The sequence below is a fragment of the Lentzea alba genome (assembly GCF_047445655.1).
Lineage (GTDB): Bacteria > Actinomycetota > Actinomycetes > Mycobacteriales > Pseudonocardiaceae > Lentzea > Lentzea alba_A.
Genome location: NZ_JAJAEG010000086.1, coordinates 1563 through 3011, shown reverse-complemented (window position 1 = coordinate 3011; position 1449 = coordinate 1563). Strand labels below are relative to the sequence as shown.

Genomic DNA, 1449 nt, shown 5'->3' with positions numbered 1-1449 from the left:
TTAGAGTGTTCCCAAGTAGCAGCGTACTCGTGGAATTCGCTGTGAATCTGGCGGGACCACCCGCTAAGCCTAAATACTCCCTGGTGACCGATAGCGGACTAGTACCGTGAGGGAAAGATGAAAAGTACCCCGGGAGGGGAGTGAAATAGTACCTGAAACCGTGTGCCTACAATCCGTCGGAGCCTTTAGGGGTGACGGCGTGCCTTTTGAAGAATGAGCCTGCGAGTTAGTGCTACGTGGCGAGGTTAACCCGTGTGGGGTAGCCGTAGCGAAAGCGAGTCTGAATAGGGCGCTTGAGTCGCGTGGTCTAGACCCGAAGCGGTGTGATCTAGCCATGGCCAGGGTGAAGCGCGGGTAAGACCGCGTGGAGGCCCGAACCCACCAGGGTTGAAAACCTGGGGGATGAGCTGTGGTTAGGGGTGAAAGGCCAATCAAACACCGTGATAGCTGGTTCTCCCCGAAATGCATTTAGGTGCAGCGTCGTGTGTTTCACCGCGGGGGTAGAGCACTGGATGGTCTAGGGGGCCCACAAGCTTACCGAAATCAACCAAACTCCGAATACCGTGGTGTGAGAGCGCGGCAGTGAGACTGCGGGGGATAAGCTTCGTAGTCGAGAGGGAAACAGCCCAGAACGCCAGCTAAGGCCCCTAAGTGTGTGCTAAGTGGGAAAGGATGTGGGGTCGCACAGACAGCCAGGAGGTTGGCTTAGAAGCAGCCACCCTTTAAAGAGTGCGTAATAGCTCACTGGTCAAGTGGTCCTGCGCCGACAATGTAGCGGGGCTTAAGCACACCGCCGAAGCTGTGTCATTTCAGCCTTGAGCTGGGATGGGTAGGGGAGCGTCGTGTAGCGGTTGAAGCGGCGGAGGAATCCAGCCGTGGACGCTATGCGAGTGAGAATGCAGGCATGAGTAGCGAAAGACGAGTGAGAAACTCGTCCGCCGGATGACCAAGGGTTCCTGGGCCAGGCTAATCCGCCCAGGGTAAGTCGGGACCTAAGGCGAGGCCGACAGGCGTAGTCGATGGACAACGGGTTGATATTCCCGTANAGCGGTTGAAGCGGCGGAGGAATCCAGCCGTGGACGCTATGCGAGTGAGAATGCAGGCATGAGTAGCGAAAGACGAGTGAGAAACTCGTCCGCCGGATGACCAAGGGTTCCTGGGCCAGGCTAATCCGCCCAGGGTAAGTCGGGACCTAAGGCGAGGCCGACAGGCGTAGTCGATGGACAACGGGTTGATATTCCCGTACCCGTGTGAACGCGCCCATGATGAACCTTGTGATACTAACCGCCCAAAGCACTCACCGACGACCTTCGGGTCTAGGTGGACTGTGGAGCGCGGGACCTGAACTTGTAGTAGTCAAGCGATGGGGTGACGCAGGAGGGTAGCTCCGCCAGTGAGTGGTAGTACTGGTGCAAGCGTGTAGGGAGTCTGGTAGGCAAATCCGCCAGG

Annotated in this window: 1 rRNA gene (cut by a window edge); it reads left to right on the top strand. The window is 57.7% G+C overall.

Annotation, left to right across the window (positions count from 1 at the left end):
* A 23S ribosomal RNA gene (locus LFM09_RS49930) occupies nt 1–1449 on the top strand (its annotated part continues 1525 nt past the right edge of the window); the annotation flags it as partial.